Origin of the sequence: Vibrio bivalvicida, assembly GCF_001399455.2 — a bacterium.
Classification (GTDB): Bacteria; Pseudomonadota; Gammaproteobacteria; order Enterobacterales; family Vibrionaceae; genus Vibrio; species Vibrio bivalvicida.
Genome location: NZ_LLEI02000021.1, coordinates 495,570 through 518,287, shown reverse-complemented (window position 1 = coordinate 518,287; position 22,718 = coordinate 495,570). Strand labels below are relative to the sequence as shown.

Here is a 22,718-nt window from a genome sequence, read left to right as displayed (position 1 = left end):
GAACTACAGCATTCGGATGGGGATACAACTCTTTTTAGAAATGAGAGTTCTTGAATTGACTCTGTTGACTAAATTAATCTTATGAAATTTTGGGGTTATCCAAACAAACTTTGGGGCATTTCTGAGCTAGAAGTGCCCGCCATCAAGGTTCTGGACAAGACTATGTCAGCGTTTTTCTAATTTGGAAAATAATCAACAACTTCAGGTAGGACAAAGTCATTGTGAAGAGCTAGTGCGACGAGTTAGATCGCACTAGCGAACAGGCTTGGTTGAGGTGCAGATAATGTAGTTATGTTCCGTCAGAGTCCAATACCTAGACCTTTCTCGAGGATAGCCAGAAAGAAAACCATTATCCAACTCCAAAACCCCAAAGCATTCCACCACATAAAAGCCTTAAACTTTTTAGAATTCGTTGTTTCACGATGCCGAATAAAAGGATACGCAATGCAATAATTAGTAAACCGACTTCCGACATCCCAAGATGCTTGATACTCCGGTCGCATATAACCTTTATCGTCGTAATACTTATTTAAATCTTTCGCTAACTGCTTATCTATAAAAATAATGTGTTTAAAACTACCTAACGAGATCACTGGCAATACAATCACTGATGGAAAACACCAGACAATAGCAATAACACCGAAAAAAACCATCAACCAATCCAACATTTATCTACTATCCAAAACGTCTTCAACCTTTTCATAAATTACATCAGCTCCCCATTTTTAACTACATCAATGGTTGCTAAAGAAGCGGAGGAATCCCCTCTGGGAATAAGTTTCATGATGGCACTTCGAGAACGAGTAAAGCGGTTAAATAAAGTATTTTCCAAGTATCATCAACCCAAAAGAGAAAATGTAGCTCCACATACCTAATGCGTTAATCCACATAAACAATTTGAACTTAGTAGATTTGGTTGTCACTCGATGACGAATGAATGGATATTTAACCCAGTAATCAACGCACCGACGTCCTACCTCCCAAGACAGTTGATATTTAGGGCGCATATAGCCTTTTTCGTCATAATATTTGCTAAGATCTTTCGCAAGCTGCTTATCCATGAAAATAATATGTCTAAAGCTACCTAAAGATACAACCGCATTCATCATCACAGCAGGTACAGACCACACTACAGCATAGTAAAAAAAACAAATGCAATATCCTTAATCACTATTCAGAACCCCACGCATACATTTCATCCACAAACCATTTACTAGCAGTAGAACCAGCAACACCACCAACAAGACCACCTGCCACAGCCCCACCAATTGCTGCAGTCGCCAGGATAGGAGCCGAAACGGTCACACCAATCACTAAAGCGATGCCTGATACGGCTGATACCGAATAAGGGGGTCAGGTCTTGCCTTTTGACAATCATTACTTTTTTGTATGTCAAAATTAACTGAAAATCTATGTTCGTACACTAGCTCACAACACGTTTCGGGGCATTTCTGAGCTAGAAGTGCCCGCCATGAAGGTTCTGGACAAAACTATGTCAGCGCTTGTCTAATTTGGAAAATAGTCAACAACTTCAGGTAGGACAAAGTCATTGTGAAGAGCTAGTGCGATGAGTTAGATCGCACTAGCGAACAGGTTGGTTTATGTTTAAGTGCGCACTAAAACTTTTAAGTTATAGAGAGTTAGAGTTATCGAGTGTAACTCAACCACTCATGCAGCTCACCGAAACCCAGAATAGTTAAATCACATTAAAAACTTTTCCGATTAGACCAAAACAAAAAACACCGACCCAACTCCACATACCTAACGCATTAACCCACATAAAGACTTTAAACTTCTTTGATTCTGACGTGACTCTCTTACGAATAAATGGATATTTAACCCAATAATCAAAACAACGGCTCCCTATCTCCCAAGACAATTGATATCTAGGACGCATATAGCCTTTTTCGTCATAATACTTATTCAAATCTTTAGCTAATTGTCCATCCATAAAAATAATATGTTTAAGACTCCCTAGAGACACTATAGAAACCATAACTACCGCAGGAACAGACCAAAAAATAGCATAGCCCCCCAAAATAACAGCAGGGATCATAATAAAGAACTCCCACCAAGCAGCATTTGACATTTATTCCACCACCCATTCATAAACGTCATAAACAAGATCACCTCCAGCTTTGCCGAGAGTAGAACCAGCTACACCACCGACAAAACCACCAGCAACCGCACCACCAATAGCAGCAAGAGCAAGCACAGGAGCGGACGCAGTAGTACCAACGATAAGTATTACCGCACCAACAGCAAGCCCAACGCCAGAACTACCACCTTTAATACCACCAGCCACGCCACCGATAAAACCACCGATTTCACGTGTTGTCGTCTTACCACAATTCCCTGAGCCATCCACCTTACAGGCTTCATAAATGTTATTGACGCCGCTTACCGCTCCAACAGTGAGACCGATGTAACCCAAGCCTTTAGATGCTGAAATCCCAATCGCAATATTGGCAATCCTTTTCCCTAAGTCTTTCACAAACCCTTTCTTGAGAATCTCATCAGCATTATGGATCATTGATCTTGAGGAGAGGTTGAGATTACGCTTGACTTGCGTGTGAATCGGAAGTTGAACACTTCGTTTAGACAACATAGCAAACGAACCATCCAGTTTTTTAAACAAAGCGGCACGCTGTTCAAAAAATCGATCAAAATTGACATAGCCCACTTTACGCTTGGTTTCGAGATGCTTCACATGCAGAGTATTGATTTCTAACAGCACATTCTGAATATTTTTCAGATTCTGCTCGACCAACGCTGATGTTGCTCCCACCCCTGTTGCCACTTGTGCATAGTAATCTGAAGGCAACCCATCATTACGGATCCGTTCATCTAACTGATGAGAAAATAAATCAAAGTGACGATTGAGCGTGGCGACTTCTTCATCCACTAACTTGCCTAGCTCAGCACTGGCAATTTTCGCTTGTTCCAGCCATTCATCAAACAAGCGTTGATCATCAGAAGTTTTTGGCTCTCCCGTGGGTAACAAAACAATCTCGCCCTGACGCACTGGCTCATTCAAATGGGCATTGCACTGCTTAATATATTGCTTTTGATCTTCTTTGGTTTCATCTGTAAACAGACTTGCCCACAGCGCCTCTTGTGACTGTGTCACTGGCGATTGCATCCAACCAAGTTCAAAGACCTGTGCTGCTTTTTCACGTTCAGCAATGACTCTTTTTCGGTTTTCTGCCCATCGTTCTTCATCACTTTCTGAATACTTTAATTCAGTCCTGCGTTCTAGGCGTTGATGTGCTGCACGCTCTCTTGTGGTTTCTTGTCTTACTTCTGGAACTACAGGAGCAGATTCATATCTCATTGGAGTCGGGTTTACTGATAAATAAAAAGGATGATAACAATATTTTCAATGATTTATCATTCCCAATAATATGCTCTGATGACTTCACTACCCAAAAGGTCACTTTGACAAGCCAAACAATCATAATGAAGGCTTAGAACTGATGCTCTAAACTAGGTAGTTCAGATTAGCTTGGCTGTAATCTAGTTTGTTACAGTCTAAAAGATCACCAATCTCTGAATTTCATACTTATGATTGATAGGACTAAAACTATGGCTGTGTGCCGCCAGTGAATAGGTCGAAAATCGACTTACCGATTTCGACTATTGCCAGATTTCGCTGATCCATAGAAGCATCAGTCTGAATAACATAGATACTGACAATGATCGGCGATTTTTTATCTAGCCAAACGACCGCATTAATACTTCTCGCACCGAAGCCGCCAGCACCTGAACGGTCTGCTATTTCCCAGCCAACAGGCAATACCGAACGCAATAAGTTACCTGTCACTTCATTTCTCTTCATCCAATCTATTAATTGCGCACGGCTGTTTTCGGAAAGTACCGCCCCGAATACCAATTCATTCAAGGTGTTTGTCATGGAAATAGGTGTTGTCGTATCCCTTGGATCGTTTGGCAATGCCTCGTTTAGCTCTGGTTCAACTCGGTCTAAACGAGTGTTCTCGTCTCCGAGTTCTCTTACAAAACTTGTGATACTGTCTGTACCACCAACCGATGCAATAACAATATTTGCCGCTGTATTATCGCTTGTCAGCATCGTTGCTTGGCAAGCATCACCCAGAGTAATCTCCTTATCGATGTAAGCTTCTAAGACTGGAGAATAGGCAACAAGGCCTTCTCTATTGACCGTCACTGTCTTTTTAAGCTCAGTTGTTTTCTGGTCTGCATCATAGAGCAACTTTGCACAGGCAATTGATTTAAATGTGCTCGTCAACGGAAAGCGCTCGTCACCTCTAAAACTCCAGAGTGCTCCGGTTTCAACATTCAAAACAGCTACACCAATACGAGCGGAGAGGGTTTCTTCTTGTCGCTCTATCGCTTTCTCGACCGCAACAAAATCTGTGGTGACAGCAAACGAGAAAGAAGGCACAAGTAGGTAGAGCGTTAACAGCGGTTTTATCAATTTATTCATTTTAAACATTCATTGAGATTATTGTGGATGATTATAGTCTTTGCGATACAGGAGGTGTACACCTCGCAATTTGTCATAAGAGAATCTATCGAGAACTATTGGAGTGAGGTATCCCTTTATTAAAGCGAACCAGTCGGCCCGGTCAACGCATGTGTAAAATATTAGGAATTCACCCTAGTGGCTATTCACTCTTCACAATATGCTCATCCTAGTTTATTGACACTGAATGCAATAGAGTCAGCTTTGAGGTAAAATCGGCAAATATTATGATTCATGGCCGAAGGAACTGCGGATGGAGCACATTCACAATGTCAAAGTCGAAAACTTCGTTGACATGTCATTTGAAGAGCATGGACACACAGCCCATCATCCAGAACACCGACTAGCCTTGCTCACCAAAGGTTCTGTCGAGATGGTTTATGGTGAAAACATAAGAATTGTTGCGCCGGCCATTATCATAATACCTCCCGGAGTACCGCATAAAGCTCTAAGAGCTGAACATGTTGATATGTACTTAGTGTCTTTTTGTATTGGCTGTTTGGGCATCAATGAAGACAGTCTATTGATGCAACCTTTTCAGCGAGTGTCAGATGGCGCACTGCCTACAGTGCCCATTGATGCAGGTCGACTTTCTTGGTTGGTTCAGATTCTCGAAGCTTTGAGCAACGAAAGTAATCAATCAGGTGTTGAATCAACACCATTATTGCGCTCTTATCTCTCAATATTGTTCGGTGATATGTACCGAGGTATGAATTTAGAGCAATACCATAACCCAATTAGTAAAATAGCCTCAGAAGCATTAAGGTTCATTAATCAAAATAGCAATTTTGCCATTTCACTGAAAGAAGTCGCAACTGCGGTTCACCGCGTCCCCTCCCATGTCGCGACCATAGTTAAAAAGGAAACCGGTTTCACTGTTGGCGAGTGGATCTGTCAGGCTAGAATAAAGAAAGCCTCTTACCGATTGTCCCACAGTACTCTTTCGGTTCAAGAAATCGCCAGTGAGTTAGATTGGAAAGACATTACCCACTTCATTCGCCAATTTAAAAAAGTGACAGGGCAGACCCCAGCTCAATGGAGAAAGAAACAAGCGAAGACAGCCAGCAGCAAACAAAGCAAACCACTAGCTGACTAACTTGAGCTACACGTACAGTTCTTTCTTCTTAGATTCAATGAAAGGGAGTGAGATCAAAAATGCCACTAACTCAGCCAATGGCATCGCTAACCATATTCCCATTATTCCTAAAAACTTTGGCAATACCATTAAGAAAAAGGTAACTAACACAATGCCTCGCATTAGCGCTAAGCTAGTTGCAGTTTTCACTTGTTCTACCGATTGAAAGTAGGCTCCGAGTATCAAGTTTGCGCCCATAAAGGCCGTAGCAGGATAGAATAATAACAACGCTTCAGTCGCAAACTCTACCTCCTCAGGGTTCACAACATTGAATAGAGTGACAATTTGGCCGGCGAACAGATAAATGAAGGTGTAAGCCACCACGCCTATCACAAAAACGAATTTCAATGAAAAATTTAGCAGCTCTTCGATTCGTTGCGGTTTTTTGGCCCCGTGGTTGAAACCAAATACCGGTTGCGCAGAGAAAGCAGCACCAATAAGGAACTTCATTACGAGGAATAGCGTGAAGTTAATTACCGCCAAAGCTGGGCCTGCCTCACTTCCACCTTGATCGATTACTGTTTTGTTAAGTAATGCAAAAGCCAAAGCACCAGAAATTTCCGAGATAAAAATAGGAAAACCTAACCCTATAATTCGCTTTTGTTCGCGATCTCGTACCCTAAACACATAATTTTCAAACGAAAGGTGTTTTTCACCAAGATAGAAATGGTACCCCATGTATATGACCGCAACAGTTTGAGAAATGCCCGTTGCAATAGCAGCACCTTTTATTCCCCACTCTAAAACGAGGATGAAAAACAGATCGAGCAAGACGTTCAAAATACTCGATAAAATATTTGCATTGCGTGAAACATGGGGGGACTTGTCGTTATTGGCAAAGAAGCCAAAGCTAAATCTTAAGAAAAGCGTAGGCAAAAATATCGCCCAGTACATTAAGTATTCTTTTAGGTAAGGTTGGATATCAGCACTGGCCCCAAGTAGGCTAACCCATGAGTCGATAAACGCCAGTAATACACAAGCTAAAAAGACAGAGATCAATACAGAAAAGCTACAACTATAGTGGAAAATTCGATTGGCGGCTGTGGGTTGGTTTTCTCCTAGCTTTATCGCGACAACCATACTACTTCCAATGCCAATTAACATAGCAAGCGAGATTGCAACGAACAAAAGTGGGAAGCTCATACTTATGCCCGCTAACGCCATAGTGCCAACGCCGTAACCCACAATAATGCCATCAGCTAGTTGGTAAGCCGCCATTGTGAGCATTCCGGTTAATGTTGGCCAATATAATTTAAAAAATAAGCGTTTTATCGGGTCATGTCCAAAGTCCATGTAGCACTCTCTCATCGGTAATGAATTAGACAGACACTTTACCTTCCGATGGGCATGACTAGCAGAGCTATAATTTATCAAAAATCGGCTTATCTTTAGTTTTTGTACGATGTGAAACGTATACCTACCAACAGTATGTCTTAACTGGTTGGCACGAGTAGTGGTTCTATACGGGAGTAACTAACCTACAAGATCAGTAGTCAGATTGAAGTAATGTTGTATACATGACCAAATCTAACCCAAATTGCTGTCAATAAGATATGAATGTTCAAGCGCTCAAAAATGGAATGGAGCAAAGGCTTCCATCAGATGGTAGATAGAAGCCTTATAGTGAGTTAGTTCTGCTCGACAACTGTTATAGTTTTACTGTCGCTGTCAAAAGACACCCGATAGGTCTTGTAGTCACTGACTACATAGTCTGAGCTTGGATAAGCATCTGTCCAACTACCACTATCAATCTTAAAGCGTGCAGGGCTCTCTTCTCCATTAAATGACTGGATCGAAAAGTACTTTTTGGTTGCAGCGTCATAGCTTAGCTGAGTGAGACCCCATTGGTTAGGTGTACCTCGGAAATACCATACTTCGTTACCTTCATTATTACACTGGCTGAGCGGAGCCCAAACACCAGAAAGGTAACAGAACGCACCTTGAGATGCGGTAAGGTCAGCTGTCTGGTTAGTACCATTGTCACTAAAGATAACTTGGGCGCTACTTATCTTACTACCGAAGTCATGGCAGTAAACGCCGTTCTTAGGCTGCATTTGGACACCCGGCCAAGTGGCATTACCGATATTCGATTCACTAGCTACGTTCCAATAGTACAGGGTTGGAGAACTGAAGTTCTGCTGATTATCAAAACAGATCTCTTGCTCTGTCGCTGGTTTTGGATCTGGCCCACAGTCTGTACATGCGTCACCCACTACAGCGCCAACATGAATGGCAGCGGCATGATCACCGGCAACAGAGAAATCCGCGTAGCCACCGCTGACTGTGATCGTCGATGGGCCTTGTGATCCAGGAGCACCAATACACTGCCCTGTCTGCTCATCATAGTTTGCCTCAATGATGTTGCAGTAGACATTATCTGGCATGCCAGTGTACAAACGTTGAGATAGATCACTACCATAGCGCTTGTTGATCACCACATAACCTAGACCACCGCGCCCGAAGGCGATTTGGTCGTTACCGTTTTGCCACCAATCGGTAACTTTCCATTCTGCGGCCGTATGGTTTCTGAATGAGACCATGTTGGCAATTCCACGCCATTTGTGCTCACATACCCAGCTTCCGCCGTCAAAAACACAGGCATCACCTGTATGAACACCGTTGCTCGGTGGGCCTGCATCGAAGTCACCACCAAAGAAATAACCCGACATGATTTTTGGATAACCATATGGGTACGCTAGGGTAAAGATGTTTGCTAGATTATAGCCATTACCTGAGACTCCATGCCAGATTGGTCCATTGGGGTTGTGTCTCTCTTCATCGTGATTGGTCACGAACGTCACTGCATCGCTACTCGAAAGCTCAAGCTCGTGTCCGATGTTGCGAAGGCTCGCAATGTCACTGTTTCTAAATGCAGGTCCCACACGTCGAGCATAATCAAACTCAGTGACATCACCGATATGCTTGTATTCGGAGGGTTTGACAGGCTCTGAGTAAGCCCCAATGACTTCTTGGAAGATGTAGGGATTACCGTTAAGTTTATTTTTGATCGCCTCAATATCGCCAGCGGGGATATGTTTTGCTGCATCAATACGGAAACCAGCGACCCCCATGCTGATCGCATCATTCATGTAGTCAGCGATCTTTTGGCGCACATACTCAGACTCAGTTTTTAGATCATTGAGCCCGACTAGGTCACAGTTTTGCACCTGCCAGCGGTTTCCATAATCAATATCTTTGCTGGTACACGTATGGAAGTCATTACTGCCATAAGGCACTTCAGGAAACGAACGGTTCCACGCCGCCATGTGGTTGATTACAGCATCAAGATAGATGTCAACACCGGCTTCTTTACATCGTTGAACCATGCTTTGAAACTGGGCTCTATCACCACTTCGGCTTTCAAACGCATAACTGACAGGTTGATAGCGTGTCCACCACTGGTTGCCAGAGATGGTTTTATTCGGTGGCGAAACTTGTACTGCAGCGAAGCCTTTTGGCCCGAGAAAAGTTTCACATTCAGTAGCAATATCTTCCCATCCCCATTCGAATAGGTGTACAAAAGCGGTTTTTGGGGTGGCAGCTTGTGCGACAGGGCTGAGAGCAAGACCAGAGCTCACAGCGAGTGCAATTAACGTTGTTCTTTTCATAGATCTCTCATTCATAAAGTTAGACACAGGCTGTTGAACACGCTGCACTTTGTAATATGGCCACTCAATCGGGGGTTGGTGTGCGCTTTGTTTGTTAGCGTTGCAGGTGTAAGGAACGTCGGGCACAGAGGAGATGCCTCCTTATTCAACAGCCATCTTAATGCTGCACAATTTTTAACCAACATGCATTTGTCTTGATTATATCTTTAATGCTAATCACTAATGGTGTGGGTAATTGAGAGCTCTCTTAGATCTGGCTCACTTAATGTGGCGAAATAATGAGCAAGACAGCGTCTAATTAGAACGTTAAACACGAACAGACAGTAAAGGGAAAGCAGCGTCAAGAAAGAAAGGAAGGAAGGAAGAAAGAGTCAGCCTGACAGGCTGACAGGCTGACGCTTTTGCATGAAAATACCTAATATCGTGTGACAGACTGATGTTACTGTGGCGAGTCACATTCGCTTTAAAGGCTTAACCACGCTATCAAGCCCTTCGATTTTTAGTGCCAAGCATAACTTAAGTAAATCGCCTAGCTCCCCACTTGGAAAGCCTTTCTTGTCAAACCAAAGTAAGTACTCTTCGGGAAGGTCGATGAGCACTCGACCAGCGTACTTACCAAAAGGCATTTGCATTCGCGCGAGTTTAATTAGGTTTTCTTTTTCAAGCATGGTGACTTCATTCTATGGTTTTTCCCAGCCCTGTAGAGTAACACCTAATCGGTCGACCCAATAGTTGATTGCATCTTTGGCATCATCAAGCGAATCAATCATAGTAGAGAAATCTTTGTTTCCTGCCTCTCGGTCAATTGCCGCAAACAAAGGTGTGCCATCTTGTGCGTCACTGACAAGCAATTCGACGCTGGCGCTGCCAACGTTAGTATGCTCACCGGTCGTTACCTTGGAGATGGTTGAAATAGCCAAACCGAATGGTAAGACACTGCTGGTTACTGCAAGTACAGGGTTAGGGGTTTCCACATTACTTAGAGCAATACTCAGGCGAAGGGTTTGAGCCGTAGGCTTTTGCACGATCTTTCTATGAACAGAAACTTTCTCTTCAAGGCGGGCAATCATAAAATCGGTAAGCTCTTGAACCTCCTCCTGAGCTAACGAACTTTCCTCGGCAACCACGAACACCTGATCGATAACAACAGAGTCATACTCACCTAGCTTTGCTTGCAGCCTGTGCGCGTCTCTTAACCCAATACGAGCCCAAACAAGATCAACACCACCCTCTGGGCCAGGTCGGAAATCTTCATAACTGGTAAACTTGGTAGCTTGTTGAACGGGGCCACTTGCGCAACCGACAACCAACACACTCACAGTAATAAGGAGCAAAGCCTTGAAAAAGTTCATGTAACGCACTCTGGTTTTATAATATCAACCAGAATGCTATACCATATGAGGTTCAGATGTCTACCTGTATCCTATTCAAATTTATTATATTTATCTCAAGGCGTATGTACGGTATGCGCATACTCGACAATCACTTGATTTCCTTCAATATAAGCGTTTTGAATTTCACCATCGACACTCATGCGGCTTTGCAGGTAGACCACCTTTGGTCCATTTTCATTGGTCTCTTTTAGGCTTGGAACCACATTTTTAGGTTCTAGATGAAGTAAACGACAGAAGTGGCTTACAAACGACATGGTGATCGGTGTTTCGCCTCTTAAAACACGAGAAAAACTCAGTTGGTTCATTCCAAGTTTTTTGGCAAATTCCATCTGTGTTAGACGCATTTTTGATTTCTTTGACATCCAGATTTGGTAGAGAGCTTCTCTATCTTTGTCGGTAAAATCCATTATGATTCCTTGTGTAGCATTTTGGGATGGATTGTCGTCGTTTTGCTACATAAGCTTGTCAGAGCTTGGTAAGTCAAAGTCAAGGCTTTGTCTGCTTAAAGTCAGTCTCGCCAGTTTTAGTGTGCCTTCCCCCCCCTCTTGAATCATTCACAAAACCCATCATATAAAGGCAATAACCATTGCTATTCAATGAGTTAATGGGTAGATAACTATGTAAATAGCAAGTTAATTTTCTACAACCAATTCAGTTCGAGATTATCATTCCACATTTTTAGAATGGACTTAGCTTTTCTATTTATCATTGGCTACATTTCGCCTGCTTATACAGCATTCGGTAACTTATTACTTAATAATCATTGGAACAGTTATAAGCTGCACTTCAGGCAAACTATCCGAAAGGTTAGGACGCAAAGCCACCGGTCTGTCGATACATAATGTCTATGATAGCGGGGTTGCCATTTAGCAAGTTTTGCTAAATGTTTCGCGTGCCGGAGTGTCATCTTTTTTGTTATCCATTAGATAAGGACAAATGATGAACAAACTCCCAAACAAGTCTCTCATTGCTATCGCACTACTTAGTGCAAGCGGCGCCAGCTATGGCCATGGATACGTCTCGGCGTACGAAAATGGTGTTGCTGAAGGTCGTGCTGCTCTATGTAAGTTCCCAGCAAGTGATACCAACGAAAAAAACACTAACTGTGGCGCGATCCAATATGAACCACAAAGTGTTGAAGGGCCTGATGGCTTCCCTCAAGCAGGGCCAAAAGATGGCAAAATAGCCAGTGCTGAAACGTCACTAGCTGCAGCGCTAGATGAACAAACAACCAATCGTTGGGTTAAGCGCCCCATCAAATCTGGTTCGCAGTACTTCGAATGGACATTCACCGCTAATCACGTGACTAAAGACTGGAAATACTACATTACCAAACCAGATTGGAATCCTAACCTACCTCTTGCACGCAGTTCATTTGATCTCACGCCTTTCTGTGTTGTAGATGGCGGCATGGTTCAGCCACCAAAACGTGTGAGCCACCTGTGTAATGTTCCAGAACGAGAGGGTTACCAAGTTGTCCTTGCGGTGTGGGATGTGGGTGATACTGCGGCATCTTTCTACAACGTAATTGATGTGAAGTTTGATGGTGATGGCCCAGTGATTCCTGATTGGAGCCAAGGTGGTCAGATTAATCCAGCGTTAGATTTGAATGTTGGTGATTCGGTTTATACCCGTGTATTTGATAACAATGGTGAAAATCCTTCGTACCGCACTGAGCTTGTCATTCAAAACGCAGAGCAAGGTAAAGCGAACAACTGGTCTTATGCACTAGCCAGTAAAATCAACCAAGAGCAGAGCCAAATTCGTTCAGGCCAGTTAAACGATCAAGGTGAATTTACACCTGTTTATGGAACCAACCCAGTCTACTTAAAAGCAGGTTCAGGACTAAACAGCGTTGAAATTGGCTATAAATTTGAAACACCCGAGCCTGATTACGATTTAGATATCGCAGGTTTACAGTCAGAATACGTGATTGGCGATTCACCGACAGAACTGGACCTAACATTGACTGTGACAGGCGACTTAACGGCTGAGTTAACTGTCTACAACCACCACCGCGAGCCTTTAGCTTCTTATTCAGAGTCGCTAAAAGACGGAGATGTTGAAAACACCACGATGACCTTGTCTAAATCCGAACCGGGTCACCATATGCTAGTCGTGGTAACGAAAGATGAACAAGGTAAAGTGCTTGATCAAAATACGTTGGATTTCCATCTTGTTGAAGATCAAACACCACCACCGGGCGACTATGATTTTGTCTTCCCTGAAGGTTTAGAAAGCTACACTTCGGGTACAAAGGTACTTGCAAGTGATGGCGCAGTTTATCAGTGTAAAGAGTTCCCTTACTCTGGTTACTGTATTCAGTGGTCCCCATCAGCCACTCAGTATGAACCGGGGGTCGGCTCTCATTGGCCATCGGCTTGGAGTAAGCTTTAGTTAACCTATAAACGAAAAGAGGATGCCTAGTGCATCCTCTTCTTAGTTTAAGTTGATTTAGAACCAACTTGAGATTAAGCGCTTAAACCAATCGAGCAATTTCTTGAACAAACTGCCTTCTTCAACGTCTTGTTGGGCAATCAGTGTGGCACTTGCCACCTCTTCTCCGTCTACACTGTAGATAACCTGACCAACGGCATCCCCTTGATTAATTGGTGCAATGAGTTCTTCGTTGTACTCAATCTCCGCTTTAAGTTTTTTTGCGTCACCTTTAGGTAGTGTAATCAGAACCTGCTCAGAAACACCGACAGGCACAAGCTCTGCACTGCCCATCCAAACTTTTGCTTCAGCCAATGTTTCGGTTACTTTTGATGGCGAAACCGTGTCGAAAAATCTAAAACCATAACTCAGTAGCTGTTTACTTTCGGATTCTCGACTTTTTGTGCTATTTGAACCCATAACAACCGAAATCAAACGCATGTCACCATTGGTTGCCGATGTTGCCAAGCTATAACCAGCCCCACTTGTATAACCTGTTTTCATGCCATCGACGTTCATGCTTCTATCTCTTAGCAAACCATTACGATTGTATTGCGTAATGCCATTATAGGTATAAGAGGTTTCACTATATAGCGAGTAGATCTCGGGCAAATCGCGGATGATTGCCTGGCTTAGTAGAGCAATGTCATGAGGTGTTGAGTACAGACCATCACTATCTAAGCCATGTGGATTTGTATAACCGGTGTTTTCAAGACCAAGCTTTTGCGACCAACTATTCATTAGGCCAACAAAAGCGCCTTCGCTGCCTGCAACATGTTCAGCAATCGCCACACTGGCGTCGTTACCAGATTGAACAATCAAGCCACGATACAGATCGATCAATGACACATCTGTACCTACTTCAATAAACATTTTTGAAGAGTCAGGGAAATTCTTCGCCCACGCCTTACGACTGATACGAACTTTGTCATCTAAAGCAATATTACCACTCTTAACTTCTTGCCCTGCCACGTAGGCTGTCATCAATTTGGTTAAGCTTGCTGGGTTTAACTTTTTGTCGGCGTTTTTCTCTACCAACACATCACCAGTATGGTAATCAATCAGGATATACCCTTTGGAACCCAATGTTGGTGGATCAGGAATTATGGTTGGCGCTGCAAACGCAGCAAATGAAAGAGAAAGTGTCGAAAGAACCGCTGTGTTTGTTAGAAAACGCGTTGTCATGATATGCGACGTCTCACTTTGAATGGTTTAGTTACGACCTCAGTATAGACAAGCTTGCAATAGAATCAGCAGCTTTGACATCAATCGTTACTATTGAGTAAGGATTTTTGTAAATATCTTAATATACGCAATATATAGGCACAAAAAACCAGCGCCTAGCACGCTGGTTTATGAAATCTTTAGCTGAGTTTTTACTACGCCGCTTTAAGCTCTTGTTGAGCTTGCTGCTTGGCCATTAACCTTTCTCTGTGAACAAACCAAGCATAGGTTGCGACGATAGAGAAGAACAAGTACGACAGCGCAAACACGAACGGTGAGCTAATTAACTCTTGTGACATGCCCCACGATACACCTGCGACAGTAATAGCAATTTTCGAGAACAGACCACAGATAAGTAGTAGTAGAGCCAATTGAGGAAAGCGGCTGCTTCGGAATGCAAACCAGTAGCAACTACCTACAGCCATTGTTGAGATATACAGGCCAAGCAAGAATGAATGAAGATGTTCTGCCGACGCTACACCTGCAGTAATAGACACCATAAATAGAATAAATAGTTTCATTTTTTCGCCTCGCTTTTAAAAACTAGAAAAAGCATCCTTTCATTTCTGCAAACTCATTTTGCGTATATTTTCGCCCATTTAGAGCGAAATTCAAGCGATATTTGAATCGATTTATTACACAGAATTCATATGAACAACCAATGTTAATTCATTGTTAAATAATTATTTTAAAAGAACTCTTTGCTGGTCAGGAGTTAAAGCATTAACTCGAAAGGTGTCGTTTTACTTATTACATTTAAATAACATTTGTTACACTTTAAAATAATTCAATATATGTGAAATAAGGCACTAAATGTGTCGCCAATTTTCAGCATTTAACTGATTAAAAACTTAGTTTCCGAAAATCAATGCATAATCGAGCGAAAAGTCAGTAATTTTGTGTGAGCTTAGCCACTGTTCCCTACTTTGTGACTCGTCTCCAAGAAGGCGCTCTGATACCTTTGCGTCACAAATTATTATGTATCACATGCCATGCCTTCCCAGTACCGAATTAAGAAGATTGTAGAGATCGGCGATACTCTTCACCGCAGCGGCTGCGCCCCTTATAAGCTAGAAAAATACACTCAGTTCTACGCGCGTAAACACGGTGTGGATGTCATGATCCAAGCGACTCCCACTACGGTTAACTATCAGTTTCCTGATGACAACAATGCAGTTGTGATGAAACGACACCAGCCCGCTTCAATTAATTTGAGTTTGCTCGCAAATACGATTATTCGAATTAATCAACCCAGCAGTGAACCTGTACCCGAGCCCGTGGGCTATCCGAAATGGGTGATCGCTTTAGCAAATATGGGGATTCCACCCGCATATCTTATGCTTGTGGGCAGTACTTTGGATGCTGTTCTGTTTTCTGCATTGTTAGGGTTTATGGTTTGGGGCGCTCAGCAGGTTTGTAAAGCTCGTCGCTCTATTGCGGTTGAGTTTATCGCCGCACTTGTGACTGGAATGCTAGTTGCTTGGTTTGCAAGCACTGGTGCGGCAGTACCAGTATGGGCTTTATGTATAGCTGCGATTGTTCTCTTTGTTCCCGGACTTTCTATCGCTAACTCATTAGAGTGTCTCGCATTTAATGACTTAGTGTCAGGGACCAGTTTGTTGGGTCAAAGCGCACTAACGCTGATAAAGCTGTTTGTTGGCATAGTGATGGGGCTCAGTATTGGTGAAGCGATTTGGGGGCAAGCGGAATCATTAGAATACACAAATGAAGTACCGTTTGGGCTCCATGTGTTTGGCCTTTTCCTCATATCTATATCATTGGGAATAATTTTTAATGCCCGTCCAACAGACATCTTGCTTGGATTACCAGTCGCTGCACTGGGTATGTGGGGGCCATTCTATTTAGGTTTTGAAAGTGGATGGGTGGTCGGAACTTGGATCACCACAGTTCTAATAACCCTATATGGCACCTGGGTCGCGAAAAAGATGGATTTAACGGGTTCTATCTATATTGTGCAAGGGATCATTATTCTTGTCCCTGGGAGTCGAGTGCTCGTCAGTGCCAGCCAGTCGGTATTCGAACAATCTGTACTACCCATCCCTAGTATTGGCCTCTCGGCTCTATTCATGTTCTCGGCGATCGTCGCAGGCCAAATCACCGCCTACTCTATTTACTCTCCTAAGATTGAGAGATAGTCGAACAATCAAACAAGAAAAAGCCCTATTCAAATTCCGCTGACTAAGCGGCTTTTGAATAGGGCTCTTTGCCCTTGTGCTTCATGTTACGTTGATAACTGCCTTTACCTTTTTTCGCTTTTTCAACTTTCGCCCGGTAAAGCTTACTTGTTACCATCGCTTTTAATGCGTTGTCTTTTACCTGGCCTCTTCCCAACTCGACATCACTAATGAGGCAAACCTCATCGATATCGGCTGTGCGTTTTTTCTTAGCCATACAGCCTCCAAAAATTAATGATCAAATACTAGCCAATACGTACTAAAACCGTACGATCCACTAGCCAAACGAATGTTACACTATTTATACGCCAATCAGTAATATTTTCGAAACTATACCTAGCGCAAATTTCTAGTGAAAACACAATATTTAACTGTACATAGCTCCTTATTTTTATTGACTTAGTTGCACTTCGCTTTACACTAGATCGCAGCTAGAAAACGGTTCTTGTCTAATTTCGCCGTTTCGTTAGATTACTTGAGTATCTGCCGTAACGTCGTACGCAATAGCAATCTCCTTTTCCACGCTATCGGTGCCGTATGGCTTTTACAAGATTTATCAAGGGTATATATTATGTCTAACACTGTTACTGGTACAGTTAAATGGTTCAACGAAACTAAAGGTTTTGGTTTCATCCAGCAAGAAAACGGCCCAGACGTTTTCGCACACTTCTCTGCAATCACTGGCGACGGTTTCAAAACTCTTGTTGAAGGTCAAAAAGTTGAGTTTGTAGTTACTACAGGTCAAAAAGGCCCACAAGCTGAGAACATCAAAGTACTTTAATTCTTTAGTACTAAAGTTTTACAATAGCCAGCATTACGCTGGCTATTTTTTTATGTAAGTAAGGCTCATGGCTCTTAAACCGACTATCTATAAGTTCCGAATTTCTCTTTCTGATACCAACCGCGATCTGTATGACTCAACACAGCTCACCGTCGCGCAGCATCCGTCTGAAACTGTGCCTCGTATGATGGCACGCATACTGGCTTTTTGTGTTAAATGGCAACCTGATTTAGCACTTACTAAAGGCTTATCGACTACAGAAGAACCCGATCTATGGGTAAAGTCTCTTGATGACCAAATTCAACTTTGGGTTGATATTGGAGAACCATCGTTAGATCGCATTAAAAAAGCATGCCGCTTGGCTAAAAAGGTCGACGTATTCTCGTTCAACAGTAAATCAGACGTTTGGTGGGAGCAGACAAAGAATAAAGCTCACCAATACGATGCGAGCATTTACCGATTTGATTGGGATAGCATTGAAGCACTCTCAGAAGTGATTGAGCGCAGTATGGATCTGTCTGTGATGGTCACCGGAGATAGCTTATTCGTTGATTCAGACAAAGGCTCATTTGAAATTTCTCTAGAGAGCTTACAGTCTAATGACTGATTTACACCAGCAGCTTAAAGTCATTGGTGCTGACACGCTGCCGTCAGTGAAACATCAAACCAAGGCGTGGCTGCTGTTATGTCAGATTCACTCACCCATATTTGAAAAAGCGCAACGCAACAAACCAGATAGCCCAGAGGTTCACCACCTTCTTGGCATTCTAACCAAAGCTCACATAGAAGCGAGCAGCTATGTGGAGTCGAATGCTGATTCGATACAAGCTATGTATCAAGCATTCAATGATAACTTGGGTACAGAGTACACTTCCAAGTTTGAAGAACAAGGAGTGGATCAGTTGGTCCTTTCGACGCATTTGTGGCTTTATCTACAAGGTTATTTGAAACTTGATTTTAGCCTTGCCAACGATCACGCACTCAACACAGCCGAGCTTGTATCTTCAATTAATAAGTATGATATTCAATCCCTAAGAACTGAGTATTTACAAAGCTACTATTTAGGGTTAGAACGCTCACCCATAGAAACAACTGGCTCAGTAAACCCATTTACTTGGTTGAAAAGACTTTTTAGTTAAGTAGGGCTTACTCGCAGCAATAACTGATAAACAAAATGGCCCTCAAGGAGGGCCATATGTGATTTAGAAATTTAGAGGTAGGTGTGTGGACCAAATACTTCGTAGTGAATTCGGTCACGCCCAACACCAAGTGCCTCAAGCTGACGTACAACAGACTCCATAAAGCCCACCGGGCCGCATAAATAGAAATCTGCACTACCAAGCGGCAGTTCTTTTGCTACTAAATTCAGATCAAGCTCACCCGAGAAGTCAGCACTCGCTTGGTTTAAGTACCAAGTAAAACGCTTCCAGCTGTTCTGCTGTACAAGCTGCGTTGTTTCTTCCTTGAAGGTATGTTGATTTTGGTCGTTACAAGCATAGAGAACGCTCACATCTTTCTTACCCTGTGAGGCTAGGGTTTGCATCATAGATTGAATTGGCGTTGCCCCTACTCCCGCTGAAATGAGCACGACTGGCTTCTGCTTTTCTTGATAGTAGAAGTCACCCGCAGGTGCGTATAGGCTAACCTTATCTCCCTCGTTTACTTCATCATGTAAGAAGTTAGATACCAAGCCAATGTGCTCACCCACTTCACGCTTAACCGAAATACGATAATCTTTACCATTTGGTTTTTGTGACAAAGAGTATTGTCGAATCTCATTGTATTCACCCTGACTTGGTTTTAACTCAATACCAATATATTGACCGGGTTGGTAATCTAACACCTCACCCCCATCTTCCGGCGCCAAAATAAAACTTGTCACTAGCTCTGATTCCGGTTTTTTTTCCTTAACGACAAAGTTACGCGCATTCTGCCATCCACCAACCGCTTGTTTACGTTGAAGGTACAGCTCTCCTTCACGATCAATGAATACTTGAGCAAGGAACAGGTAAGCGGCGGTCCATGCTTCTTCCACCTCTGGAGTAAAGGCTTCTGTCGCCAACTCTCTTAGTGTTTCAATTAGGTGATGACCAACAACTTGGTAGTGCTCTGCTTGAATATTAAAGCTAGTATGTTTGTGAGCAATACGCTCAACGGCTGACGTCAGCACCTCCAAGTTTTCAATATTTTTTGCGTAAGCCGCAACCGCTTCAAAAAGAGCAACACCTTGGCGACCCGTTTTCTGATGCGTCATATTAAAGATGTCTTTTAGCTCTGGATTGTGGCTAAACATTCTTTGATAGAAGTGCTGCGTCAATGCTGGGCCAGCTGACTCTAGTAGTGGGATGGTGCTCTTTACGACTTCGATATGTTGATTGTTAAGCATTGAGACTTTCTCCTCAGTAGTTATCATTAGTTATCTTTGTTTTTATATCCGTTAAAAGCACGAAATGTGCCAACTGAATAACACCTTAAATTGCTAGTTTTTCAACCATTTTTCACTTTCATCAAGTCATTAAGACACTCTTCATATATGTCATATTGACTTATATATGTTGCATTGCCGCACACAGTGTGATTAATTTAGCGACATTCCATTTTTCTTAGGCTCTGCCTCTGGCTGCTGTTGGTAATTTTATGCAAGATATCTCGATCTCCACCCTTATTGATATGACGATTGGACTCGCACGTGGCGACAATGACCAAGATCGATTCAACAACCTACTAGATGCGATTCGTAAATCGATTCAATGTGATAGTGTTGCCCTACTGTCACTACAGGGAGAGACATTAGTCCCATTGGCGATTCAAGGCTTAACCCGAGATACACTTGGCCGTCGTTTTAAGATAGACGAGCATCCACGGTTTGCCCGTATCTGTGGGTCAAAAACCGCGGTCAGGTTCGATGCCGATAGTCATTTACCCGATCCATTTGACAATTTATTACTTGATTACGATGGTGATTTACCTATGCATTCGTGCATGGGGCTTCCCTTATTTTATGCCGATAAACTGCTAGGCGTTCTTACGCTCGATAGCTTAACCCCTGGTGTATTTGAGCAATTTCCAACTCGCAGCCTAGATGCACTCTCGGCAATCGCGGCATCTACATTGAAAGTTGCTTTAACGGTAAGTCAGCTAGAGCAGCAGGCGAAACAAACTCAGCAGCGCTTTGAAGAATTGAATGAAGATGCGTGGGATCGAGACGGCGGTGAAATCATCGGTGGTAGTTCTGCAATGCAAGCTCTGAAAGCCGATATAGAAGTGGTTGCTCCTTCTAACTTTAATATCTTGATCCACGGTGAGACTGGTGTGGGCAAAGAACTTGTCGCTCGTAGCCTGCATCACCTATCACCTCGAAAAAAACAGCCTTTGGTATATGTTAACTGCGCCGCCATTCCAGAGAATTTAGTGGAAAGCGAATTGTTCGGGCACGTTAAAGGGGCATTCACTGGCGCAGATAAATCCCGTATGGGTAAATTTGCCTTAGCCGATGGTGGAACACTGTTCTTAGATGAGATAGGTGAACTTCCCCTCGCTGCGCAAAGTAAAATTCTGCGTGCATTGCAAAACAACGAAATTCAACCTGTAGGGCAAGATAAAGTTGAAACGATCGATGTACGCGTATTAGCTGCTACCAATCGAGATTTAAAAGAAGAAGTCTCACAAGGACATTTTCGTTCAGACCTCTATCACCGTTTGAGTGTTTATCCAATTACGGTCCCTTCACTACGCGAACGAAACGGGGACATCGTACTTCTTGCTGGTTATTTCCTAGAGCAGGCAAGACGTAAACTCGGCATCGTACAAATCAAGCTGGGTAAAGATGCCCAGTTTGTTCTCTCTCGATACAACTGGCCGGGCAATGTACGTGAATTAGAGCATGTTATTAACCGCGCAGCACTGAAAGCTCGCGCCCGTGGCAAAAATGGCAAGCTGATTACCGTCTCTGTCGAAGATATTGGTGAGTTGCAGTCAATTGTGAGTAACAACGATACGCTCCAAGACTCGCCAAGTGCCCAAACTGAACTAGGCACCTCTGTAGGACTACGTGAAGCTACGGAGGAATACCAACGAAAAATAATCATATCAGCCTTGACGGACGCCGAGTTTAACTGGGCCAAAGCGGCTCGTTCATTGAAAACGGATCGTGCCAACCTAACACGTCTCGCTAAACGTCTGGGCATCGAGGTGACCAAAAAACACCAGCTAAGGATTAGCTGAGCTTTTGAGATTTAAGATTGTTCACATCTCGGTTACAATGCGTAACGTAAATGTCATCTGAACATAGAATTATATAAATAGGATTGTTATGAAGTTTATCCGCTGGTTTTTAGGACGCGTTATCCTACTGCTCAACTTTGTATTTTCACCTAGGGGCGTTAAACGCTCTAGCGATGCTCAACAACAAGTTGATGCAAAAGCACAGTCACTGGCACTGTATCAGTTCGAAGCTTGCCCTTTCTGTGTAAAAGTACGTCGTGCGATGAAGCGCCAATCAGTCAATTTTGATCTTCGCGATGCAAAGAATGATAAGACGCACCGCGCAGAGTTACATGAAGGCGGCGGTAAAGTGAAGGTACCATGCCTAAGAATCGAAAAAGATGGTGCCGTACAGTGGATGTATGAATCATCTGATATTGTTGCGTACTTGGAGCAAGAGTTCGCATAAGCAAAAGGAACGTCTATGTCATATATACCTTTGAATATTTGCCATATCAAAGCGATTGTTTTTGATTTGGATAATACTCTGGTTAGCTCTGATATGGACTTCCGCTGGTTAAGAAAGCAAGTCGGCTGCCCGCTAGACAAAGATTTGCTCTCTTTTGTTGACCAAATCGAGTGCGAACAAACTTCTCAACAAGCAAACGCACTGATTCTTCAGCATGAGTTAGACGACGCAAATTCATCGTATCCCATGCCCGGGTGCCAATCACTTATTAGCTTTATTCATTCAAATCAGTTGCTCACCGCTATCATTACCCGAAATTGTGCCCAAGCGGCTGCACAAAAAATACTACACAATGAACTACGTATTCGGCGTGTTATTACTCGAGAGCACTTTCCTCCTAAGCCAGCTCCCGACTCTTTAGTCTCACTCACGCATGAATGGAACCTAGAACGACATCAAATCCTTTATGTCGGTGATCATCTATACGATTTGCAGGCTGCTTTCAATGCAGATATGCCATCTTGTTTAATCACGCATGGCAAACCGAGTGAATTCGATACTTACGCATCTTTAGTCGTAGAGCAGTTAGATGACTTAGAGCAGGTTTTAGCTCTTTCTCTTACACAATGACGCTCAGAAATTAGGCATATGCTCAGCGTTTGAGTGGCTTACCCTATTTTCCCATTCACTATTAATTTTCACTCAGACTTGAAATACCGCCGATGCGTAACGATGTATAGGGGAACACGTTGCTGTTATGCAACCTATA

The 22,718-nt window shown here is 43.0% G+C and carries 24 protein-coding genes and 1 riboswitch; of the genes, 9 read left to right on the top strand and 15 right to left on the bottom strand.

What is annotated here, in order from left to right; genetic code table 11:
• Positions 1–299 precede the first annotated feature (299 nt).
• The 6 genes from APB76_RS07585 to bla all read right to left on the bottom strand — a co-directional run bounded on the left by APB76_RS07585 (position 300) and on the right by bla (position 4,453).
• A complete protein-coding gene (locus tag APB76_RS07585; protein ID WP_054962109.1) occupies positions 300–668 on the bottom strand; it encodes a hypothetical protein in 369 nt (122 codons plus the stop codon).
• Between the two features lie 144 nt (positions 669–812).
• Positions 813–1,109 carry a hypothetical protein gene (locus APB76_RS07580; protein WP_237767895.1) on the bottom strand — a complete coding sequence of 99 codons (297 nt, stop codon included), beginning with the start codon at positions 1,107–1,109 and terminating at the stop codon, positions 813–815.
• Positions 1,110–1,170: 61 nt separating this feature from the next.
• Positions 1,171–1,314, bottom strand: a complete 144-nt coding sequence (locus APB76_RS22925) for a hypothetical protein (RefSeq protein ID WP_157633189.1) — start codon at positions 1,312–1,314, stop codon at positions 1,171–1,173.
• 382 nt (positions 1,315–1,696) lie between these two features.
• A complete protein-coding gene (locus APB76_RS07575) occupies positions 1,697–2,089 on the bottom strand; it encodes a hypothetical protein (RefSeq protein ID WP_237767888.1) in 393 nt (130 codons plus the stop codon).
• Entirely contained in the window at positions 2,090–3,334 is a 1,245-nt protein-coding gene (locus tag APB76_RS07570; protein ID WP_054962107.1) for a hypothetical protein, read from the bottom strand.
• Between the two features lie 249 nt (positions 3,335–3,583).
• On the bottom strand, positions 3,584–4,453 hold the full coding sequence (gene bla / locus APB76_RS07565) for a class A beta-lactamase (RefSeq protein WP_167350314.1): 870 nt from the start codon (positions 4,451–4,453) through the stop codon (positions 3,584–3,586).
• Between the two features lie 304 nt (positions 4,454–4,757).
• Between bla and APB76_RS07560 the strand changes: the two genes are divergently transcribed.
• The gene (locus APB76_RS07560; protein ID WP_054962105.1) at positions 4,758–5,600 is read left to right on the top strand and encodes a helix-turn-helix domain-containing protein; all 843 of its coding nucleotides are present in this window, start codon (positions 4,758–4,760) and stop codon (positions 5,598–5,600) included.
• 6 nt (positions 5,601–5,606) lie between these two features.
• Here the strand turns inward: APB76_RS07560 and APB76_RS07555 are convergent, their stop codons facing one another.
• The 5 genes from APB76_RS07555 to APB76_RS07535 form a co-directional block, all read right to left on the bottom strand.
• Complete coding sequence (locus APB76_RS07555) at positions 5,607–6,932, bottom strand: MATE family efflux transporter (RefSeq protein ID WP_054962104.1); 1,326 nt, start codon at positions 6,930–6,932, stop codon at positions 5,607–5,609.
• 335 nt (positions 6,933–7,267) lie between these two features.
• Complete coding sequence (locus APB76_RS07550) at positions 7,268–9,247, bottom strand: starch-binding protein (RefSeq protein ID WP_054962222.1); 1,980 nt, start codon at positions 9,245–9,247, stop codon at positions 7,268–7,270.
• A gap of 452 nt (positions 9,248–9,699) precedes the next feature.
• On the bottom strand, positions 9,700–9,915 hold the full coding sequence (locus APB76_RS07545; RefSeq protein WP_049844907.1) for a DUF3820 family protein: 216 nt from the start codon (positions 9,913–9,915) through the stop codon (positions 9,700–9,702).
• Between the two features lie 12 nt (positions 9,916–9,927).
• A complete protein-coding gene (locus tag APB76_RS07540; RefSeq protein ID WP_054962103.1) occupies positions 9,928–10,599 on the bottom strand; it encodes a DUF3313 domain-containing protein in 672 nt (223 codons plus the stop codon).
• 95 nt (positions 10,600–10,694) lie between these two features.
• Positions 10,695–11,048 (bottom strand): helix-turn-helix domain-containing protein, encoded by a 354-nt coding sequence (locus APB76_RS07535; RefSeq protein ID WP_049844905.1) that lies wholly within the window; start codon positions 11,046–11,048, stop codon positions 10,695–10,697.
• A gap of 372 nt (positions 11,049–11,420) precedes the next feature.
• Positions 11,421–11,508, top strand: a riboswitch (cyclic di-GMP riboswitch).
• Between the two features lie 72 nt (positions 11,509–11,580).
• Between APB76_RS07535 and gbpA the strand changes: the two genes are divergently transcribed.
• A complete protein-coding gene (gene gbpA / locus APB76_RS07530; protein ID WP_054962102.1) occupies positions 11,581–13,038 on the top strand; it encodes an N-acetylglucosamine-binding protein GbpA in 1,458 nt (485 codons plus the stop codon).
• Between the two features lie 57 nt (positions 13,039–13,095).
• On the opposite strand, the gene APB76_RS07525 is transcribed toward gbpA, so the two are convergent.
• Positions 13,096–14,262, bottom strand: coding sequence for a D-alanyl-D-alanine carboxypeptidase family protein (locus APB76_RS07525; RefSeq protein ID WP_054962101.1), 1,167 nt, complete (start codon positions 14,260–14,262; stop codon positions 13,096–13,098).
• Between the two features lie 194 nt (positions 14,263–14,456).
• Positions 14,457–14,822, bottom strand: a complete 366-nt coding sequence (locus tag APB76_RS07520) for a hypothetical protein (protein ID WP_049844902.1) — start codon at positions 14,820–14,822, stop codon at positions 14,457–14,459.
• 471 nt (positions 14,823–15,293) lie between these two features.
• Here APB76_RS07520 and APB76_RS07515 point away from each other — a divergent pair, with 471 nt between their 5' ends.
• A complete protein-coding gene (locus APB76_RS07515) occupies positions 15,294–16,457 on the top strand; it encodes a threonine/serine exporter family protein (protein ID WP_049844901.1) in 1,164 nt (387 codons plus the stop codon).
• A gap of 43 nt (positions 16,458–16,500) precedes the next feature.
• Here APB76_RS07515 and APB76_RS07510 read toward each other — a convergent pair whose 3' ends face one another.
• Entirely contained in the window at positions 16,501–16,713 is a 213-nt protein-coding gene (locus APB76_RS07510; protein WP_049844900.1) for an alternative ribosome-rescue factor A, read from the bottom strand.
• Positions 16,714–17,067: 354 nt separating this feature from the next.
• Between APB76_RS07510 and APB76_RS07505 the strand changes: the two genes are divergently transcribed.
• The 3 genes from APB76_RS07505 to APB76_RS07495 all read left to right on the top strand — a co-directional run bounded on the left by APB76_RS07505 (position 17,068) and on the right by APB76_RS07495 (position 18,416).
• Positions 17,068–17,277, top strand: coding sequence for a cold-shock protein (locus tag APB76_RS07505; RefSeq protein WP_017034739.1), 210 nt, complete (start codon positions 17,068–17,070; stop codon positions 17,275–17,277).
• Between the two features lie 67 nt (positions 17,278–17,344).
• On the top strand, positions 17,345–17,884 hold the full coding sequence (locus APB76_RS07500) for a YaeQ family protein (protein WP_054962100.1): 540 nt from the start codon (positions 17,345–17,347) through the stop codon (positions 17,882–17,884).
• Positions 17,877–18,416, top strand: coding sequence for a hypothetical protein (locus APB76_RS07495; protein ID WP_049844898.1), 540 nt, complete (start codon positions 17,877–17,879; stop codon positions 18,414–18,416). Before APB76_RS07500 ends, APB76_RS07495 begins: the two co-directional genes overlap by 8 nt.
• Before the next feature lie 71 nt (positions 18,417–18,487).
• Here APB76_RS07495 and hmpA read toward each other — a convergent pair whose 3' ends face one another.
• Positions 18,488–19,663 carry an NO-inducible flavohemoprotein gene (hmpA, locus tag APB76_RS07490; protein ID WP_049844897.1) on the bottom strand — a complete coding sequence of 392 codons (1,176 nt, stop codon included), beginning with the start codon at positions 19,661–19,663 and terminating at the stop codon, positions 18,488–18,490.
• A 251-nt stretch (positions 19,664–19,914) separates the two neighbouring features.
• On the opposite strand from hmpA, the gene norR reads away from it, so the two are divergent.
• The 3 genes from norR (at position 19,915) to APB76_RS07475 (ending at position 22,579) form a co-directional block, all read left to right on the top strand.
• On the top strand, positions 19,915–21,501 hold the full coding sequence (gene norR, locus APB76_RS07485; protein ID WP_054962099.1) for a nitric oxide reductase transcriptional regulator NorR: 1,587 nt from the start codon (positions 19,915–19,917) through the stop codon (positions 21,499–21,501).
• A gap of 88 nt (positions 21,502–21,589) precedes the next feature.
• The gene (locus APB76_RS07480) at positions 21,590–21,949 is read left to right on the top strand and encodes a glutaredoxin family protein (protein ID WP_049844895.1); all 360 of its coding nucleotides are present in this window, start codon (positions 21,590–21,592) and stop codon (positions 21,947–21,949) included.
• A 15-nt stretch (positions 21,950–21,964) separates the two neighbouring features.
• Positions 21,965–22,579, top strand: coding sequence for an HAD family hydrolase (locus APB76_RS07475; protein WP_054962098.1), 615 nt, complete (start codon positions 21,965–21,967; stop codon positions 22,577–22,579).
• Positions 22,580–22,718: the final 139 nt, after the last annotated feature.

What these genes read in the sequence shown, in the direction of transcription:
- APB76_RS07550 (WP_054962222.1), bottom strand. Translation starts at nt 9,247, where the DNA reads ATGAAAAGAACAACGTTAATTGCACTCGCTGTGAGCTCTGGTCTTGCT.
- APB76_RS07560 (WP_054962105.1), top strand. Translation starts at nt 4,758, where the DNA reads ATGGAGCACATTCACAATGTCAAAGTCGAAAACTTCGTTGACATGTCA.
- norR (WP_054962099.1), top strand. Translation starts at nt 19,915, where the DNA reads ATGCAAGATATCTCGATCTCCACCCTTATTGATATGACGATTGGACTC.
- APB76_RS07525 (WP_054962101.1), bottom strand. Translation starts at nt 14,262, where the DNA reads ATGACAACGCGTTTTCTAACAAACACAGCGGTTCTTTCGACACTTTCT.
- hmpA (WP_049844897.1), bottom strand. Translation starts at nt 19,663, where the DNA reads ATGCTTAACAATCAACATATCGAAGTCGTAAAGAGCACCATCCCACTA.
- APB76_RS07515 (WP_049844901.1), top strand. Translation starts at nt 15,294, where the DNA reads ATGCCTTCCCAGTACCGAATTAAGAAGATTGTAGAGATCGGCGATACT.
- APB76_RS07540 (WP_054962103.1), bottom strand. Translation starts at nt 10,599, where the DNA reads ATGAACTTTTTCAAGGCTTTGCTCCTTATTACTGTGAGTGTGTTGGTT.
- APB76_RS07495 (WP_049844898.1), top strand. Translation starts at nt 17,877, where the DNA reads ATGACTGATTTACACCAGCAGCTTAAAGTCATTGGTGCTGACACGCTG.
- APB76_RS07585 (WP_054962109.1), bottom strand. Translation starts at nt 668, where the DNA reads ATGTTGGATTGGTTGATGGTTTTTTTCGGTGTTATTGCTATTGTCTGG.
- APB76_RS07535 (WP_049844905.1), bottom strand. Translation starts at nt 11,048, where the DNA reads ATGGATTTTACCGACAAAGATAGAGAAGCTCTCTACCAAATCTGGATG.
- APB76_RS07500 (WP_054962100.1), top strand. Translation starts at nt 17,345, where the DNA reads ATGGCTCTTAAACCGACTATCTATAAGTTCCGAATTTCTCTTTCTGAT.
- gbpA (WP_054962102.1), top strand. Translation starts at nt 11,581, where the DNA reads ATGAACAAACTCCCAAACAAGTCTCTCATTGCTATCGCACTACTTAGT.
- APB76_RS07570 (WP_054962107.1), bottom strand. Translation starts at nt 3,334, where the DNA reads ATGAGATATGAATCTGCTCCTGTAGTTCCAGAAGTAAGACAAGAAACC.
- APB76_RS07545 (WP_049844907.1), bottom strand. Translation starts at nt 9,915, where the DNA reads ATGCTTGAAAAAGAAAACCTAATTAAACTCGCGCGAATGCAAATGCCT.
- APB76_RS07480 (WP_049844895.1), top strand. Translation starts at nt 21,590, where the DNA reads ATGAAGTTTATCCGCTGGTTTTTAGGACGCGTTATCCTACTGCTCAAC.
- APB76_RS07555 (WP_054962104.1), bottom strand. Translation starts at nt 6,932, where the DNA reads ATGGACTTTGGACATGACCCGATAAAACGCTTATTTTTTAAATTATAT.
- APB76_RS07475 (WP_054962098.1), top strand. Translation starts at nt 21,965, where the DNA reads ATGTCATATATACCTTTGAATATTTGCCATATCAAAGCGATTGTTTTT.
- APB76_RS07520 (WP_049844902.1), bottom strand. Translation starts at nt 14,822, where the DNA reads ATGAAACTATTTATTCTATTTATGGTGTCTATTACTGCAGGTGTAGCG.
- APB76_RS07580 (WP_237767895.1), bottom strand. Translation starts at nt 1,109, where the DNA reads ATGATGAATGCGGTTGTATCTTTAGGTAGCTTTAGACATATTATTTTC.
- APB76_RS07510 (WP_049844900.1), bottom strand. Translation starts at nt 16,713, where the DNA reads ATGGCTAAGAAAAAACGCACAGCCGATATCGATGAGGTTTGCCTCATT.
- APB76_RS07575 (WP_237767888.1), bottom strand. Translation starts at nt 2,089, where the DNA reads ATGTCAAATGCTGCTTGGTGGGAGTTCTTTATTATGATCCCTGCTGTT.
- APB76_RS07505 (WP_017034739.1), top strand. Translation starts at nt 17,068, where the DNA reads ATGTCTAACACTGTTACTGGTACAGTTAAATGGTTCAACGAAACTAAA.